The sequence below is a fragment of the Pseudomonas sp. PDM15 genome (assembly GCF_014851565.1).
Classification (GTDB): domain Bacteria; phylum Pseudomonadota; class Gammaproteobacteria; order Pseudomonadales; family Pseudomonadaceae; genus Aquipseudomonas.
This window is the reverse complement of the sequence record NZ_JACVAA010000003.1, coordinates 146453-163399: the sequence shown is the minus strand read 5'-3', so window position 1 is coordinate 163399 and position 16947 is coordinate 146453. Positions and strand designations below refer to the sequence as shown.

At 66.0% G+C, this 16947-nt stretch carries 16 protein-coding genes; 13 read left to right on the top strand and 3 right to left on the bottom strand.

Features of this window, described 5'->3' with window-relative positions; translation table 11 throughout:
• Positions 1 to 9 precede the first annotated feature (9 nt).
• Both IB232_RS08765 and IB232_RS08760 read right to left on the bottom strand, forming a co-directional pair.
• Positions 10 to 792 (bottom strand): energy transducer TonB, encoded by a 783-nt coding sequence (locus tag IB232_RS08765; RefSeq protein WP_192398131.1) that lies wholly within the window; start codon positions 790 to 792, stop codon positions 10 to 12.
• Between the two features lie 127 nt (positions 793 to 919).
• Positions 920 to 1993, bottom strand: a complete 1074-nt coding sequence (locus IB232_RS08760; protein ID WP_192398130.1) for a sigma-54 interaction domain-containing protein — start codon at positions 1991 to 1993, stop codon at positions 920 to 922.
• Here IB232_RS08760 and IB232_RS08755 point away from each other — a divergent pair.
• From IB232_RS08755 to IB232_RS08725, 7 genes are all read left to right on the top strand, one after another.
• On the top strand, positions 1976 to 2164 hold the full coding sequence (locus IB232_RS08755) for a hypothetical protein (protein WP_192398129.1): 189 nt from the start codon (positions 1976 to 1978) through the stop codon (positions 2162 to 2164). The two genes, IB232_RS08760 and IB232_RS08755, sit on opposite strands and share 18 nt — an antisense overlap.
• Before the next feature lie 212 nt (positions 2165 to 2376).
• A complete protein-coding gene (locus IB232_RS08750) occupies positions 2377 to 4623 on the top strand; it encodes a TonB-dependent receptor (RefSeq protein ID WP_192398128.1) in 2247 nt (748 codons plus the stop codon).
• Between the two features lie 49 nt (positions 4624 to 4672).
• Positions 4673 to 5752 carry an ABC transporter substrate-binding protein gene (locus IB232_RS08745; protein WP_192398127.1) on the top strand — a complete coding sequence of 360 codons (1080 nt, stop codon included), beginning with the start codon at positions 4673 to 4675 and terminating at the stop codon, positions 5750 to 5752.
• 10 nt (positions 5753 to 5762) lie between these two features.
• On the top strand, positions 5763 to 6806 hold the full coding sequence (locus tag IB232_RS08740) for an LLM class flavin-dependent oxidoreductase (protein WP_192398126.1): 1044 nt from the start codon (positions 5763 to 5765) through the stop codon (positions 6804 to 6806).
• 14 nt (positions 6807 to 6820) lie between these two features.
• Entirely contained in the window at positions 6821 to 7951 is a 1131-nt protein-coding gene (locus tag IB232_RS08735; protein ID WP_192398125.1) for an LLM class flavin-dependent oxidoreductase, read from the top strand.
• Between the two features lie 51 nt (positions 7952 to 8002).
• On the top strand, positions 8003 to 9067 hold the full coding sequence (locus IB232_RS08730) for an ABC transporter substrate-binding protein (protein WP_192398124.1): 1065 nt from the start codon (positions 8003 to 8005) through the stop codon (positions 9065 to 9067).
• Between the two features lie 26 nt (positions 9068 to 9093).
• Positions 9094 to 9693: a nitroreductase family protein gene (locus IB232_RS08725; RefSeq protein WP_192398123.1), complete on the top strand. Its 600-nt coding sequence runs from the start codon at positions 9094 to 9096 to the stop codon at positions 9691 to 9693.
• A gap of 76 nt (positions 9694 to 9769) precedes the next feature.
• Here the strand turns inward: IB232_RS08725 and IB232_RS08720 are convergent, their stop codons facing one another.
• Positions 9770 to 10504, bottom strand: coding sequence for a class II aldolase/adducin family protein (locus IB232_RS08720; RefSeq protein ID WP_192398122.1), 735 nt, complete (start codon positions 10502 to 10504; stop codon positions 9770 to 9772).
• 348 nt (positions 10505 to 10852) lie between these two features.
• Here IB232_RS08720 and IB232_RS08715 point away from each other — a divergent pair, with 348 nt between their 5' ends.
• The 6 genes from IB232_RS08715 (at position 10853) to IB232_RS08690 (ending at position 16947) form a co-directional block, all read left to right on the top strand.
• A complete protein-coding gene (locus IB232_RS08715) occupies positions 10853 to 12016 on the top strand; it encodes an LLM class flavin-dependent oxidoreductase (protein ID WP_192398121.1) in 1164 nt (387 codons plus the stop codon).
• Positions 12017 to 12033: 17 nt separating this feature from the next.
• Entirely contained in the window at positions 12034 to 13089 is a 1056-nt protein-coding gene (locus tag IB232_RS08710) for an ABC transporter substrate-binding protein (RefSeq protein ID WP_192398120.1), read from the top strand.
• Positions 13090 to 13160: 71 nt separating this feature from the next.
• Positions 13161 to 14213, top strand: a complete 1053-nt coding sequence (locus IB232_RS08705) for an ABC transporter substrate-binding protein (RefSeq protein WP_192398119.1) — start codon at positions 13161 to 13163, stop codon at positions 14211 to 14213.
• Positions 14200 to 15411 carry an MFS transporter gene (locus IB232_RS08700; RefSeq protein WP_192398118.1) on the top strand — a complete coding sequence of 404 codons (1212 nt, stop codon included), beginning with the start codon at positions 14200 to 14202 and terminating at the stop codon, positions 15409 to 15411. The genes IB232_RS08705 and IB232_RS08700 overlap by 14 nt, the downstream gene beginning before the upstream one ends.
• Before the next feature lies 1 nt (position 15412).
• On the top strand, positions 15413 to 16174 hold the full coding sequence (locus IB232_RS08695; RefSeq protein WP_192398117.1) for an ABC transporter permease: 762 nt from the start codon (positions 15413 to 15415) through the stop codon (positions 16172 to 16174).
• Complete coding sequence (locus IB232_RS08690; protein WP_412547720.1) at positions 16171 to 16947, top strand: ABC transporter permease; 777 nt, start codon at positions 16171 to 16173, stop codon at positions 16945 to 16947. The genes IB232_RS08695 and IB232_RS08690 overlap by 4 nt, the downstream gene beginning before the upstream one ends.

The following is a 16947-nucleotide window of genomic DNA, read 5'->3' as shown; positions in this document are numbered from 1 at the left end:
GTCGGTCAGTTAGTTCAAACGGAAGTCCAGTGGCACGGTCACCCAACCGGCGATGGTCTGCTCGCCACGCTTGGCCGGTACGAAGCTCCAGCGCTTGACCGCGCGGATGGCGGCCTCGTCGAGGGCCTCGCGGCCGCTGCTCTTTTGCACCTGGATCTCGCTCGGCTTGCCGTTGGCCTGCACGTGTACCCGTAGCAGCACCGTGCCCTCCCAGCCGCGGCGCTGGGCTAGGCTCGGGTATTCCGGCGCCGGGTTCTTCAGGTACGCGGCGTTGGCGGACGGTGCCGTTTCCACCGGGGCCGGAGCCGGCTTGGGCGGTTGCGGCGCCGGCGACGTCTCGGCCTTGGGCGGCTGCGGTGGCGGCTCGACCGGTTTCGGCACCAGCTTGGGTTTCGGTTTAGGTTTCGGCGGCTGCGGCTTGGGTGGCTCGGGCTTGGGCGGCGGATTGACCGCCAGCTCCTCCACCACCGGCGGTGGCGGTGGCTCGATCACCGGCTCCGGCGGAGGCGGCGGGGCGGCGAATTCGATGGTCATCGGCGGAATCACCACCGGCACTTCCGGCAGTACCGGCTCGCTACGTTGGCTCAGCCAGTACAACACAGCGCCGTGCAGGGTCAGGGCGAACAGGCCCAGCAGCACGGCCTCGCGGCGGTTCAGCACGGGACGTTCGCGACGCGGCACATGGCGCTGCAGGTCGAGGGCCTGGCGCAACTGCACGCCGAGATCGAGGACCTCGCCGGGATTGCGCCAAAGCACTTCCTTCAGATTGTCAGCTTTTAGGACGTTGCCCATTTGGCGGTGTGCTCCTGGATCAGGGGCCAGCTCTGGATGGCGTTTCGGGGCATGCCGGACCCTGCAAAAACTGGCCGGCTGACGTGGATCGGATTATTGATTTGTAAAACTGAAAGTCTCGAATGCTCTAAAGGCACGCGACCTCCCGTATAGGCCTGCTCAGCTCGCCGATCTTTTCCAATCGCGCCCGCACTATGTTGCGGCTGATTCCAAGTAAACGGCCGGTCTGCAGTTGGTTGCCCTGGCAGAAGTGGTAGGCGCTGCGGAAGATCGCCTCTTCGATGTGTTCGTAAAGGTCCGGCAGGTTCTTCTCGTATAGCGCGTATAGCGCGGCTTCCAGGCTCGCCTCGGCCACCGCACCAGAAGCGGCTGGCAACTCGTGGCGCTCGATAGAGGGACGCAGCTCGACCAGTTGCAGATCGTTCGGCTGCACCTGCTGATTCCGGCATACCAGCAACGCGTGATGAATCGCGTTCTCCAGCTCGCGGATGTTGCCCGGCCAGCTGTGCAGCAGCAGCTTGCGCTCGGCCTCCGGGCTCAGCGAGGCGCGCTGGTAGCCGAGACGCTGGCAATGCTCGTTCACGAAGAATTCGGCCAACGGCAGGATATCGCCCGGCCGCTCGCGCAGCGGCGGCAGGCGGATGGTCGCCACGTGCAGGCGGTAGAACAGGTCCTCGCGAAAGTGCCCGGCCACTACCGCATCGGCCAGGTTGACGTTGGTCGCCGCGACCAGACGCACGTTGATCGGGATCGGGGTACGCGAGCCCAGCCGCACCACCTCGCGCTCCTGCAGGACACGCAGCAGCTTGACCTGCATGTTCAACGGCAGATCGCCGATCTCATCGAGAAACAGGGTCCCGCCGTTGGCGGCCTCGAACCAACCGGCCTTGCTGGTGGCGGCGCCGGTGAACGCGCCCTTCTCATGACCAAACAGCTCGCTTTCCACCAAGGTCTCCGGGAACGCTCCGCAGTTCACCGCCACGAAGGGCGCCTTGCCGCGCCGGCTCAGGTGATGAATGTGGCGGGCAACAAGCTCTTTACCGGTACCCGTCTCGCCGATGATCAGTGCGTTGGCCTCGCTAGGTGCCAGGCGCTCGATACGGTTGAGCAACTCCTGCGAACGAGGGTCCTTGAACACCAGCACGGTGGCGCGAACCGACTTGGTCAGTTCACGAGCCTGAGGGTGAGTGAGCAGCGACATGGCGGCGAATCCGTTAATGGCCAGAGCACCGATAGTGCAGCAATTAATTTATGCACAAATAATCATAAATATTCATTTGGTTATTCTCTTAAAGAATATAAAGACAATTGCTGCTGGGGCAGCAACCCAGCAGCAATGGTTGCTGGCCAGGCAGTAGGAAACAACCGCTGATTCGTCACCTTAAAATCAAAACAAATCCTTACTAATCAATAAATTACTAGCAATAAACATATCTCGGTACGGTTGTTGCGATAGGGGCAATGCGGCCTGCACAAGCCGCCGGATGCCTAGCCACCACCGCAAAAGAGCATGGGCACCGCCAACACCTGATCGCCCGGCATCGCCATCGCGATGCCGGAAACAAGCCAGTCACTGGGGGCAACATGTTCAAGCGCACCACTCTTTCCACTGCCATCGCCTGGGCCTTGGGGGGCCTGGCCGGCCTTAACCTGGTCGCGGCACATGCCGCCGAGACCACGCAGCAGGCACAAACGCCTGCCGACCAGCAGGCCGACAGCGCCCCGACGCTAGCCAAGGTCACCGTCACGGCGCAGAAGCGCGAGGAGACGGTGCAGGAGGTACCCTCCTCCATCTCCGTGCTGAATGGCGACAAGGTGCGCGACACCTCGTTGCAGTCGGCCAACGAAGTCACCCGCTTCATTCCCAACGCCTCGGCGGGCACCACCGAAGGCCATGGCCGTCCGCGCTGGTGGATTCGCGGCCTGGGTACCGGCGACCAGGGGGCCAATACCGTCAGCCCGGTGGGCATCTACGTCGACGACGTGTACATCGCCAACATCAGCGCCAGCGGCTTCCCGCTGTTCGACCAGGAGCGGGTGGAGGTACTGCGCGGCCCGCAAGGCACGCTGTGGGGCAAGAACACCACGGCCGGCGCGATCAACTTCATCTCGCGCAAGCCCACCTTCGATCCGTCCGGGTACTTCAAGGTCGGCGTCGGCGACTACGCCGATCGCGTGGTGGAGGGTGCGGTCAGCGATGCGCTGGTCGATGACCGCCTGGCCGCCCGCCTGTCGCTGCGCCATCAGGGCCGTGACGGCTACAACGAGAATCTCGCCAACGACGACGATCAAGGCGCACTGGAAGACGATGCCGCACGCCTGCAGTTCCTCGCGCGCATCAATGACGACCTGGAAGCCAACCTGAATCTGCATGCGCGCAGCTACCACGACACCGGCGGCTACAGCACCGTCAGCTACGGCACCCGCGCCAACGGCACCAACCAGTTCGGCTATTCGATCGACCCGAAGAAGGGCGAGGTCAACTACAACGCCGACTACAAGGTGAACATCGACCAGGCCGGCGCCAACCTCAACCTGGTCTGGCAGCTGGGCAGCCTGGAGCTCACCTCCATCACCGCCTTCGAGCATTTCGAGCGCAAAGGCCTGAGCGACAGCGACAACACGCCGCTGGAACTGCAGCGTGGCTACAGCTATGCCGACAGCAAGCAGTGGTCGCAGGAATTCCGTCTCGCCTCGCCGCGCGAAGACCGCCTGAACTGGGTCCTGGGCTTCCACTATTTTGACGAGGATCTGGACTCGGAAAGCGCCAACGGCTCGCTGAGCAATCGCTACATCCCGCGCTTCTACAACAACACCGCCTTCAACCAGGGCACCGAGAGCTACGCCCTGTTCGGCAGCACCACCTACAACTTCACCGAGGACTTCAACCTCACCGCGGGCCTGCGCTGGACCCGCGAAACCAAGGACATCGACCTGCAGCGCCTGCAGAACCAGGGCCAGGCCGGCTTCAACAACGAGGACTGGTGGCATCTCGGCAGCGTCAGCACCCCGCTGGTGGTCAACGCCGTGCAGGACGAAAGCAATACCTGGAGCGACTGGACATACGACCTGACGCCCGAGTACCGCCTCTCCGACAATGCCCGGGTGTACTTCCGCTATGCCTATGGCTTCCGCTCCGGTGGCTACAACACCGGGGTCACCAGCCAGGCCACCGTCGCGACGGTCGATCCGGAATACCTGACCTCCTACGAGCTGGGCCTGAAGTCCGAGTGGTTCGACGGCCGCCTCAACGCCAACGCCGCGCTGTTCTACTACGACTACGAGGACATCCAGCTCAACATCGTGACCGCGGTGAACAACCAGACCGTCTCGCGCCTGGCCAACGGCGCCCAGGGCGAAGCCTACGGTGCCGAGTTCGAGCTGGAAGCGATTCCGGTCGAGAACCTGCACATCAACTTCGCCCTCGGCCTGCTGCACACCGAGTTCACCGACTACACCTCGGGCAACGACGACTTCTCCGGCAACAAGTTCGTCCGTGCACCCAACGTGTCGGCCGTGCTCGGCGCCGACTACCGCATCCCGCTGAATGTCGGTGGCGCGATCATCCTCGGCACCGACTGGAACACCCGCAGCCGCCAGTACTTCTTCTCCAACGACCAGACCGCCAGCATGCGCGCCGACGGCTACACCCTGGGCAACGCCCGGGTGACCTACGAGCTGCCGGGCGAGACCACGCGCGTCACCGCCTACGTCAATAACCTCACCGACAAGGAGTACCGCAACCACACCTTGCCGGGTGGCTTCCAGAGCGCCGCGGTGATGTTCGGCGACCCACGCACCGTTGGTGTTTCCGTGACCAGCGACTTCTGACCCACCCCGCCCGCGGCCTAAAGCCGCGGGCTCCCGCGAGGACATCGCCATGCAAGCATTCACCCTCACCCGCCTGCTGCGCCGCCTGGCCCTGCTGCCGGCCGCCGTGCTGGCCAGCCACGCCATCGCGGCGGAAGCGCCGCAGAGCGTGCGCATCGCCACCGTGGCCTACGCCAACGCCGGCAAGATCACCTTCAACGGCCCGGCCTACGTGATGGATCGCGACCAGTGGCTGCAACAGGAACTGGCCAAGCGCAACATCAAGCTGGAATGGGTCCCGGCGGCCACCGCCTCGGTGGGCACCTTCGTCAACGAGGAGTTCGCCAACAAGCGCATCGACTTCGCCTTCTACGGCGATCTGCCGTCGATCATCGCCAATGCCTCCGGCGTCTCCACCAAACTGATCGCCCCTGGTGGCAGCGGCAACAATGTCTACCTGGTGGTGCCCAGCGGCTCCAGCGCCACCTCGATCAAGGATCTGAAGGGCAAGCGCATCGCCCTGCACCGCGGCCGCCCTTGGGAGCTGTCGTTCGCCAAGCTGCTGGAGGCCAATGGCCTCGGCTTCTCCGACTTCCGCATCTTCAACCTCAACCCCCAGGCCGGCGCCGCCGCGCTGAGTGCCGGGCGGGTGGATGCGTTCTTCACCCTCAGCGATGCCTTCCTGCTCGAAGACAAGCAGGTCGGCAAGATCGTCTGGTCCAGCAAACAGGCACCACGCGACTGGAAGATGCGCGCCGAACTCTGGGGCGCCAGCGACTTCGTAACCCAGCAGCCGGAGCTGACCCAACTGGTGGTCACCGCCTACCTGAAGGCCGCCCACTGGACTGCCCAGGACGCCAACCGCGCAACCTACCAGGGCTACCTGTCGCAGTCCGGCCAGCCACTCAGCGTGCTGCAGCGCGAAGTCGAGGGCGGGTCCTGGGTCGGCCAGTTCACCCCGTTGTATGACCAGGCCCTGCGCCAGCACTACGCCGACGGCATCGCCTACAGCCAGAAGGCCAAGCTGATTCGTGGAGAAGTCGACGTCAATGCGCTGCTCGAACCCAAGTTCGTCGCCCAGGGGCTGAAGGAGCTGCAGCTGGAGAACTACTGGCAGGAAGACCAGGCCGACCTGGCCAGCCACCCTTAGGGAGAGCCCCATGAGCGTCGAATTCATCTGGGAGCTGCCCAACTGGCGCGACTCACGCTACGCCGATGCCAGCGCCTACCTGCGTGGCGAGCGCCATGGCCAGACCGCTTTCGGTCCTGGTATCAGCGACCCACGCGGCGAACGTTTCAACTACCTCGACTACCTGCAGCAGATCGCCCGCGCCGCCGACCTCAGCGGCTTCGACGGCATCCGCATCGGCAACCATCCGGATGGCGACGAGCCCTGGATCATCGCTGGCTACGTCGCACGCAGCACCCGCCATCTGCGCCTGCTCACCGAGTTCGACGCGGCGCGCGGCTCGGCGGTCTATGCGGCGAAGAACGCGGTCAGCTACCAGCGCTTCAGCGGCGGGCGCTTCGCCTGGCAGCTCAGCACCCCGACCGATGCCGCCGCGCGCAGACGCCAGGGCGACTTCGTCGCGGATGCCGACCTGCTGCCACGCATCGACGAATTCATCGGCGTGGCGCGCGGAGTCATCACCCAGGCGCCGTTCAGCTTCAAGGGGCGCTTCTTCGAGGTGCTCGATGGTGGTTTCCAGGGGCCGCTGGCGGGCCAGCGAGTGCCCCCCATCTACCTCGCCGGCGACGATGCCGAGGCCCTGCAACTGTCTGCCCGCCAGGCCGACGTCCACGTCTTTTCCGCGCGGCCGTCCAGCGAACTGGCGCCGCTGCTCGACGAACTAAGCCGCATCGCCCGCGCTCATGGGCGCGCCCCGGAGGCCGGCCTGCGTCTCGATCTGCTGGCCCGTGAGGATGCCGCGGAGGCCCTGGCCGATGCCCAACGCCTGGCCACCCAGGCAGGCCTGCCTGCACCTGGTGGCAGCGGCCTCTGGCAGCCAGGGGGTGACAGCGTCGCGACCTTGATCGGCAGCTACGCCGAGGTCATCGAGTGGCTAGCCGAGTATGCCGGAGCCGGCATCGGCAGCTTCCTGATTGGCGCCGCGCCGCATCTGGAGGAAGCCTATCGGGTCGGCGAAAACGTCCTGCCCGCCCTGCGAGCCCGCCTTGCCGGCGCCACCGCCCACACCGCCTGACGAGAATCCACAGCATGGCCATCGATGTTTTCTGGCGCCTGCCCACCCATGGCGAGCCCAGCACCCACCGCAACCGCGAGCCGTTTCGCGGCGACTGGTTCTTCGGCAACGGCAACCCCAGCAGTAGCGGGCTGAGCACCCGCGACGACGGTTTCACTTATATCGACTACCTCGCCGAGATCGCTCGCGCCGCCGAGATCTCCGGCTTCCAGGGCGGACTGATCCCGTCCTTCCCGATGACCGACGAGCCCTGGGCCATCTCCGCCTTCCTGGCCCGCGAGACACGCACCTTCCGCTTCATGATCGCCTTCCAGCCGGGCTTCCTGAACCCGCTGACCGCCGCACGCATGACTGCCAGCCTGCAACGCGCCACCGGCGGCCGCGCGCTGTTCAACGTGATCACCGGTGGTGGCGGTCCGGCCCAGCTGTGGTGGGGCGACAGCGCCGGCCACGATGCCCGTTATGACCGCACCAGCGAGTTCCTCGACGTGCTGCGCGGCGTGTGGAACGGCGGCCCGTTCAGCTACCAAGGCCGCTACTACCAGGTCGATGATGGTGGTCTGGCCTTGCCGCTGGCGCAGCAGGAATTTCCCGAGATCTACTTCTCCGGCTCTTCTGATGCGGCTCTCGCTACTGCATCGAAACACGCCGAGTACTACCTGACCTGGCTCGAACCCTTCGCCCAGCTGCGCGAGAAGTTCGCCCGCGTACGCGAGCGCACCGAGGCCCTGGGTCGCAAGATCAAGTGTGCGGTACGCGTCGACATCATCGCCCGCGCCACCGAGGAAGAAGCCTGGCGCGAGGTACGCAAGGGCTTCGAGCGGCTATCGCCCGAGGAACTGGCACGCGCCGCGCAGCGCCCTGGTGGCGACTCGGTGGGGGCCAACCGGCAGGCCGGCAACCGCCCCGAGACCGTCAGCCGTTTCGACGACCTGATCCTCGAGCCGAACGTCTGGTCCGGCTTCAACCTGCTGCGCGGCGGACAGACCAACGGCATTGTCGGCAGCTACCAGCAGGTGGCCGAACGCCTGGACGAACTTGTCCAGCTCGGCGCCGACGCCTTCATCCTGGCCAGCACGCCACACCTGGAAGAAGCCTACCGGGTCGGCGAAGAAGTCCTGCCGCTACTGCGCGGTCACCGCTAATCCCACCGCGGCGGCCGCGCTCCGGCGCGCCGCCCAGCTCCTGGAGCCGCCATGCCCAATCCCTCGCCTCTCGCCAGCAAAACCGGTCTCGACAAGCTCTGGTTCACCCGCTGCCCGGTGCCGACCGCCACCGGCCTGGCGTACAGACTCGGCTGGCTGCAACAGGCCTTCGCCGACGACGGTATCGCCGTCGAGACCCTGCAGGACAACCCCGGCCTCGGCCAGCACCACTACGACCATCAGTTGCCGGAGCTGATTCGCGAGGGCGGCAACATCCTCGCCTTCGCCGCTCGCGCCCAAGGCGCGCCGACCCGCCTGATCGGCCTGACCTGGATCGACGAGTGGCAGGTGATCCTGGTACGCCCCGAGTCCGGCATCCGTAGCGCCGCCGATCTCGCCGGCAAGCGCCTGGCGCTGCCACAGTGGATCGAGCATCCACTGCCCAGCCATGCCCGCGGCTCCAGCATCGCTCGCGGCATGTCGCTGCAGGGTTATCGTGGTGTACTGGCCAGTGCCGGGCTCGGCCTGCATGACGTCACCCTGGTGGAGGTGCCCTCCGGGCATGGCAAGCGCGGACAGAACGGACCACGCCAGCTGTGGGCCGGCATCGAGCAGCTGGCCGCAGGCCGGGTCGACGCGGTCTATGTCAAAGGCGCCGCCGCGGTGGATGCGGCGCGTGCTGCCGGCGTCGTGGTCGGCATCGATCTGGATGCCCTGCCCTCTGCCCACCTGCGCACCAACAACGGCACGCCGCGGCCGATCACCGTGCACAAGAACCTGATCGACCAGCACTTCGACCTGTTGGTGCGCTTCCTCGCCGAGACCCTGCGCGCCGCCGACTGGGCTGCCGACAACCCCGACGCCCTGCACGCCGTCCTCGAGGGCGAGACCGCCGGTAGCGCCGCAGGTGTGGCCGCCGCCTATCGCAACGACTTCCACCGCAGCCTGCATCCGGACCTCTCCGCCGAGCGCCTGGCACTGTTCGCCGAGCAGAAGCAGGCGCTCTGGCTGTATGGCTTCCTCGAACGTGACTTCGACCTGCATGACTGGGTCGACCACCGCCCCCTGGAGGCCGCCCTGGCCCTGCGCGAGCGCCAGCGACAGGCCGGCCTCTGATTCACTCACCCGCACGAGACAGCGACATGAGCACACCCCGCCAGACCGAGTACGCCATTCATCCACAGTTCCTCGAGCGCTGGTCGCCACGCGCCTTCACCGGCGAGGCAATCGCCGAGCAGGAGCTGTTCGCCCTCTTCGAGGCCGCGCGCTGGGCACCCTCGGCCAACAACGCCCAACCCTGGCGTTTCGTCTATGCACTCAATGGCTCGCCCAGCTGGGCGAGCCTGTTCGACCTGCTCGGCGAGTACAACCGGCGCTGGGCCGCCAAGGCGGCCGCGCTGGTGATACTGATCTCGCGCACCCACCACCGCCGCCCCGGCGCCAGCGAGGACAGCCCGCTGCTCAGCCATTCCCTGGATAGCGGCGCGGCCTGGGCCAGCCTGGCCCTGCAGGCCCAGCACAGTGGTTGGAGCAGCCATGCCATCGGTGGCTTCGACCGCGAGCGGGCGCGTAGCGAGCTGGGCGTGCCGGACGGTTATCAGGTCGAGTTGGCCATCGCCATCGGCCGCCGTGGCGAGGCCGCCGAGCTGCCCGATGACCTGCGCGCCCGCGAACAGCCGACCCAGCGCCAGCCGCTGGCGAGCCTGATAGCCGAGGGCCGCTTCAGCTTCGCTACCTCCTGAAAAGACCGAGCCCGAATGCGCAACGCATTCGGGCTCGTAGCTTGAACAGGCCGCCGTGGCGGCCTGCCATCTCCGATCAGGCCACCGCTTCGAGCAGCTTCTGTCCCTGGGCCCACAGGCCGGTCATCTTCCACTGCTGCTCCAGCACACCGGGGCCGAACTCCTTGGAGCCGCCGAACAGCTCGGCGAGGCCCTGGAAGTAGGCGCCCTCTTCGATCAGCAAAATCAGCTTGGACGCCTGCAACACGCTCTCACCCCAGAAGGTCGCGCCACCATTGGCCTCGAGAATCGCCGGGGTGTGCGGGTTCTCCTCGATCTTCTCGACGATGAAGGCGTGCTCCGGCTGGCGGCGGTCGATGTAGATCGGCAGCTCGCGGGCCAGGGTCACGCGCTGCGAGGCCGCATAGCGGATCGGCAGCACCCGGTGGGCACTGGCCCAACCGCCGAGGTACGGCGTGTGCACATGGATCACCACATTGACCTCGGGGCGCTTCTGGAACACCCCGGCATAGCGCTGGCCGTTGCCGCCGGCCTTGCTGCCGCTGAGCGGCGAGCTGCCAGCGGCGGTCTCGTCCAGCACCACCTGGCCGCTGTAGCTGGCAACCACGGCGCGGATCTCCTGGTCATCGGCCCAAGGGCCTGGAGCATGCAGGGCGATCACCAGCTCGCTATCTGGCACTCGCACATAGGCCTGGTAGGTGTTGGTGGCGGTCAGCGTGCGGGTTTCCTTGAGCACGCGGAAGGCCTTGGCGAAATCACGCTTGGCCTGTTCGAGCTGGCTGAGTTGTATGGCGGTGAGGCTGGCGGTCATGGCTGAAGCTCCTGGGGAACGATGATGGGGACCGCGCCTGATCGGCGCGGTACTGAACCCTTCTCAGCAGGACTTGTGCCACAAGAAAAAACCATTGAATTTCAAATACTTGAATATCAGCCAAAGCATCGCCCACTTCGTTCAAAGCTGAATCTGCTGCAACCCAAGCAGCCAGTGCTGGGCAGGTGTTGCTGCATCAGCAATCGGCCCTGGCAAGACTCTCCGTACCGGGCTGCATCGCCCGCCATTGCTGGCTTTCAGCCTTTCGGCACAGGCCTTGCTCAAGCTCCTGCAACCCCGGTCGCAGCACGCGGCGGGCCTCCTCGACGCAGCAACTGGAACACTGCCATGAGCACCGAATTTTTCTGGCGTTTACCGCTGGGTAGCGATGGTCCCTACCTGGCCACCGACAAGAACAACCGCGGCGCCGCCGTGCACCGCCCGGGCAACATCGCTCCGGGGCGCCTGCCCAACGGTGAGCCGGACGGCTTCACTTACATCGACTACGTCGCCCAGGTGGCCAAGGCCGCCGAACTCGCCGGCTTCGAGGGCGCCCTACTGCCGACCGGCCCCGAGCCGTGGATTGCCGCTGCCGCCCTGGCTCGCGAGACCCGCCGGATCAAGTTCCTGATCGCCTTCCAGGCCACCTGGACCCTGCCGGCCTATGCCGCGCAGCAGGCAGCGATCCTGCAGAACCTCAGCCGCGGTCGCCTAGAGTGGAACATCATCACCGGCGGCAACCCGGCCAGCCAGCGCGCCAACGGCGACTTCCTCGAGCACGACAAGCGCTACCAGCGCACTGGCGAGTTCCTCGACATCATCGATGGCCTGTGGAACCACGAGCAGTTCAGCTACCAGGGCGACATCTACCAGCTGGAGAACGGCTCCCTGCCGCTCGGCCTGAAGCATGAGCGCAAGCCCGGCGTGTACTTCTCCGGCTTCTCCGATGCAGCCCTGGACGTGGCGGCGAAGCATGCCGACGTCTACCTGAACTGGGCCGAGCCGATCGACAAGCTCAAGCCGCACCTCGAACGGGTGCGCGAGCTGGCCGACAAGCAGGGCCGCAGCGTGCGCTTCGGCATCCGCATCGACCTGTTCGCCCGCGAGACCGAAGAGGCCGCCTGGAGCGAACTGCGCCGCCAGTACGAGCGCATCGACGCGCGCACCAGCGCCGCCATCAAACACTTCGCCACCGGTTCCGACTCGGTGGGTGCGGCGCGGCAGAACGCCTACCACCAGAACAGCGATCGCTTCGAAGACCTGGTCCTCGGCCCGAATCTCTGGGCCGGCTTCGGCAAGGCCAAGCCGGGACCGACCGTGGGCCTGGTCGGCAGCCACGAGAACGTCGCCGAACGCCTCGCCGAATACCGCGATGCCGGTTTCTCGACCTTCATCCTGGCCGGCAATCCGCACCTCGAAGAAGCCCTGCGCATTGGCCAGGAGATCCTGCCGCTGGTGCACGCCAAACCGGCCCAGATCCACACCACCACCGCGCTGCAAGCCAGCGCCTGACTGAAAGGAATCGCACCATGAGTCAACCACTCGATACCCTCTGGTACACCCGCTGCCCGGTACCTACCGGCCTCGGCATCGCCGTGCAGAAAGGCTGGCTAGAAGAAACCCTGGGGGCCCAGGGCACGGTCATCAAGTCTCTGCGCGAGTCGGCCAACCAGGCCGTGCGCGAATCGCACTTCGACCATACCCTGCAGAACTCGGTACGCCACGGCGGCAACATCCCGGCCATCTGGGCCCGCGCCAGTGGCCGCGATACCCGCGTGATCGGCCTGTCCTGGGCCGACGAGGTACAGCTGATCCTCAGCCTGCCGGACAGTGGCATCAAATCCGCCAAGGATCTCAAGGGCCGCAAGTTCGGCCTGCCGAACTGGGCCAATGCACAGATCGACTTCACCCGCGCCCAGGCCATCCGCGGCCTGGAGAACGCCCTCAAGCTGGAAGGACTGGAGGTGAAGGACGTCGAGCTGGTCGACTACACCCACGGCGGCACCTTCAGTGACGAGGCGGCCGAGACGGTCAGCGGCACCTCCACCTTCGGCGGCCGCCGGCGCGGCGGGCAAAACGCCGAACTGGTCGGCCTGCTGCGTGGCGAAGTCGACGCGATCTTCCTCAAGGGCGCCCATGCCGCCCAGTTGGCACAACAGTTCGGCCTGCACACGGTGATCGACACCGGCTCGCATCCGGAACCACTGATCCGCGCCAACAACGGCACACCGCGCACCCTGAGCGTCGACTCCAACCTGCTAGAGCAGCACTACGATGCTGCGGTCGGCATTCTCAGCTCGGTGCTGCGCGCCGAGGAATGGGCCTGGACCCACCCCGACGACACCCGCCGCTACCTGGCACGCGAGACCAACAGCAGCGAGTACTGGGTAACCCAGGCCTACGGCGAGGACGCCCACCAGCGCCTGCGCACCAACCTCGACGAGCGCTCGATCGTGGCCCTGCAGGACTTCACCGACTTCCTCCAGCGCTGGGCCTTCATCCCGCAGAGCTTCTCGGTCCAGGACTGGATCGACCCACGCCCTCTGGAAACCCTGCGCAGCGCAGTGGCACAGCGCGCCGGCTGAGTCGTGGTTCCGCACGGGCGAACACTGCGCCCGTGCGGAACACATCCGAACAAGCGTTTCGTGGACATTTCATGAGCACACCCCTCGATACCCTCTGGTACACCCATAGTCCGGTACCCACAGGGCTCGGCATTGCCGTTGAATCCGGTCGTCTGGCCCAGGCCTTCCGACCGCTGGGCACCCGCATTCAGGCACTGCGCGAGTCCTCGGACCGCGAAGTGCGCGAGGCACACTTCGACCAGCACCTGCACAACTCGGTCCGCCATGGCGGCAACATCCCGGCCATCTGGGCCCGCGCCCGTGGCAGCGAGACCCGGGTGATCGGCCTGTCCTGGGCCGACGAGGTGCAGCTGATCGTCACCACCCACGACAGCCAGATCCGCGACATCCGCGACCTGCGCAACCGCCGCTTCGGCGTGCCCAAGTGGGCCAACGTGCAGATCGACTTCACCCGCGCCCAGGCCATTCGCGGTCTGGAAAACGCCCTGCGGCTGGAAGGCCTGCGGGTCGCCGACGTGGAGCTGGTCGACTATCCCTACGGCGGTACCTACAGCGATGAGCCGGTGCACCATGTGCATGGCGCCCAGGTCACCCTCGGCGGCAACCGTCCGCAGCGCAACAACGAGCTGATCGGTCTGCTACGCGGCGATATCGACGCGATCTTCGTCAAGGGCGCTCATGGCCTGCACCTGGCCAACGAATTCGGTTTGCGCGTGGTAGTGGATGTCGGCTCGCACCCGGACCCGCTGATCCGCGCCAACATCGGCACGCCACGTACCCTGACCGTCGACCAGCACCTGCTCGATGAACACTCCGAGGCGGCCGTGCTGATCCTCGATACCGTGCTGCGCGCCGAGCAGTGGGCCTGGGCCCATCCCGAGGAGACCCGGCGCTACCTGGCCCGCGAGACCAACAGCAGCGAGTACTGGGTGGCCCGCGCCTATGGCGAAGACGCCCATCTGCGCCTGCAGACCAACCTGGCCGAGCGTTCCATCGGCGCGCTGCAGGACCTCACCGATTTCCTCCAGCGCTGGGACTTCATCCCACACGCTTTCGACGTGCGCCAATGGATAGCCGCCGAGCCGCTGGAACAACTGCTGGAGAAGGTCAATGTCGCGATCTGAAGCCAGCGGGCGCCCCGGCGCCTTCCTGGCCAACTTCATGCTGCTGGCCGCCTTCAGTGGCGCCACCATCGGCATGGCCAAGATCATCACAACCCTGTACGCCATCGAGATCGGCGCCAATTCCCTGCAACTCGGCATCATCTCGGCCATGGAATCGCTGGGCATGGTGCTGCTGACCCTGCCGGCCGGCTTCGTCATCGCCCGCTTTGGCGCGCGCCGGGTGTATTTCCTCGCCAGCCTGGGGCCCATGCTGCTGAACCTGGCCATCCCGCTGTTCGGCGGCTGGATCTGGCTGGCCGCGGCGCGCCTGCTGATCGGCCTGTGCATCCCGTTCCGCATCGTCGCCATGAACAGCGCGTTTCTGCGCCAGCTCAAGCGCATCGGCAACGACAAGGCCGGCTGGTACCGCGGCTCGCTGACCCTGGGCATGGGCCTGCTCGGCCCGCTGCTGGGCAACTGGCTCAGCGGCAGCACCGGCTTCACCCTCGGTTTCGTGGTGATCGGCCTGTGCTTCGGCCTGATGGCGGTCTACAGCCTGGGCTTCTGGGAAGCCGAACAGGTGGAGCCGAGTAGCCTCGATGTGGGTGCCGAAAGCGGCAGCATGTTCAGCCAGGTGCTGGCCATGCTGCAGAACCTGGAAATTGCCGAGAGCTGCCTGATCGAGATGCTATCCGGCGCCACCGGCGCGCTGTTCGGCACCTTCATCATTCTGCTGGCCATGGATGTCGCCGGGCTCTCGCAGAGCCAGGCGGTCAGCCTGGTGATGGTGCAAGGTCTGGCCGCCGTACTCGGCCTGTTCGGCCTCGGCTATCTGGTAGAGCGCATCGGTCGCCGCTTCGCCTACGTCGCCGGGCTGAGCGCCGCGGTGCTCGGTCTGCTGCTGCTCGGCCGCGCACATGGCTACGCGCTGCTGGCCATCGGCGGTGTGCTGTTGAGCACGGCAGCCTCGCTGGTGCACCTGGTCAACATGGCCCAGCTCGGCGAGCACGCCGCCGACAAGAGCAAGATCTCCGGCCTGTTCAACCTGGCCGGCATGCTCGGCAGCTTTTCCGGCGCGCTGCTCGGCGGCGTGATCAGCCAGCTGGTCGGGCTGAGCAACCTGTTCCTCGCCTGGATTCCGCTGCTGCTGTTGGTGGCCGGCTTCTGCTGGCTGCGCAAGGTACGTCGCGTCCCCGCGGCTGCCGTATTGGAGGGATGACATGCTGACCGCCTCACTCAACCGCCTGAGCTGGTTCGCCTCGCCACTGGCACTGCTCGTCGCCTGGGCCCTGGTGGCTCAGGCCGGCTGGTACCCAACCCAGCTGCTGGTACCGCCGCTGCATGTCTACCAGGCCTTCGTCGAACTGCTGAGCAGCGGCGAGCTGCGCGAGCACCTGCAAAACAGCCTGTCGCGCCTGGGCATAGGCTTTTCCCTCGGCGCGCTTGGCGGCCTGCTGTTCGGCACCGCCATGGCCCTGTCGAAACAGGTGGAGGCCTACTGCGCCCCGCTGTTCCACACCCTGCGGCAGATTCCCTCCATCGCCCTGATCCCGATGTTCATCCTGTTCTTCGGCGTCGAAGAGACCTTCAAGATCCTCATCGTGGTCAAGGCGGCGTTCTTCCCGGTGGCCCTGGCCACCAGCGAGGGCGTTAAGGGCATTCCGCGCAGCTACTTTGATGTGGCCGAGGTATATCGCCTGCCGTTGTGGAGCCTGCTCAAGGACGTAGCCTTCCCCGCCGCAGCACCGCCCATCGTCACAGGCTTGCGCATCAGCCTCAGCCGTTCCTGGATGGTTCTGGTCGCCGCCGAGTTGCTGGCCGCCGACAGCGGCCTCGGCCAGTTGATCGAACTGAGCCGGCAGATGATGCGCATCGACATCGTGATGGTCGGCGTGGTGGTGACTGGGCTGGTCGGCTTCACCCTCGATTACGGCTTCCGCCTCCTGGAAAAACACCTGTTCCGCTGGAAACCACGCGCATGAAGATTCTGATCCGCTTTCTCGCGTCCTTGCGCGGCCTGCTCCTGCCACTACTGCTGATTGCCGCCTGGGAATACATGTCACGCCAGGGCGCCAGCCAGGCCTACGCCTTCGTGCCGCTGAGCAAGATCGGCGCAGGTCTGGACGAGCTGCTGGCCAGTGGCGAGCTGTGGCTGAGCGTAGCGGCCAGCCTCGAACGCACCTGCCTCGGCCTGCTCTATGGCGTACTCGCCGGCTTCGCCGTAGGCGCGCTGATGGCCCACTCGCGCATCGCCGAGCGTCTGCTCGCGCCGCTCTACCACACGCTGCGCCAGGTACCGATTCTCGGCCTGATCCCGCTGCTGGCCCTGTGGTTCGGCAGCGGCGAGTTCTCCAAGGTACTGATCGTTTCCCTGGCCGCCTTCTACCCCATGGTGCTGAACAGCTTCGAGGGCTTCAGCCACGTCGAGAAGAGCTATCAGGAGGTCGGCCGCATCTACACCCTGACGCCACTGCAGCAGTTCACCCAGGTGCAACTGCCAAGCGCCCTGCCCAGCCTGTCCAACGGTGTGCTGCACGCGCTGGCCTTCGCCTGGGTCAGCTCGGTGGGCTGCGAGCTCTTCCTCTCCACCGGCATGGGCCTCGGCAACCTGATGATGAACGCCGAGACCGGATCACGCATGGAGGTCGTGGTGATCGGCGTGCTGTGCATCGGCCTGCTCGGCTACACCATGAACCAACTGTTTACACGCCTCAGCCGCCACCTGCTGCGCTGGCGCAACCTTCGCGATAGGTAA